Consider the following 520-nt stretch of genomic DNA (forward strand, 5'->3'; position numbering starts at 1 on the left):
GTACGTGTTCGGGTTCGAGGGCCCGTCGGTCACGATCGACACCGCGTGTTCGTCTTCGCTGGTGGCGCTGCACCTGGCGGCCCAGTCGGTGCGGTCGGGGGAGTGCTCCCTCGCCCTGGCCGGCGGAGTGACGCTGATGGCCACCCCGGAGATGCTGGTGGACTTCAGCGAGCAGCAGGGCCTGTCGCCGGACGGCCGCTGCCGCGCGTACGGCGCGGGCGCGGACGGCACCTCACTGGGCGAAGGCGTCGGCGTGCTGCTGGTAGAGCGGTTGTCGGACGCGCGCCGGCTTGGTCACCCGGTGCTCGCGGTGGTGCGGGGCTCGGCGGTGAACCAGGACGGCGCGTCGAATGGCCTGACGGCGCCGAACGGTCCGTCGCAGGAGCGGGTGATCCGTCAGGCGCTGGCCAACGCGCGGTTGTCGGTTCAGGACGTGGACGTGGTCGAGGGTCACGGGACCGGGACGACGCTGGGTGACCCGATCGAGGCGCAGGCCGTGCTGGCGACCTACGGTCAGGAC

1 protein-coding gene is annotated in these 520 nt (G+C 72.3%); it reads left to right on the forward strand.

The features are described 5' to 3' along the window. A partial coding sequence (locus Mam01_RS35505; RefSeq protein WP_204289606.1) for a beta-ketoacyl synthase N-terminal-like domain-containing protein occupies positions 1–520 on the forward strand: 520 nt, incomplete at both ends.

The organism is Microbispora amethystogenes (assembly GCF_016863015.1).
Taxonomy (GTDB): Bacteria; Actinomycetota; Actinomycetes; order Streptosporangiales; family Streptosporangiaceae; genus Microbispora; species Microbispora amethystogenes.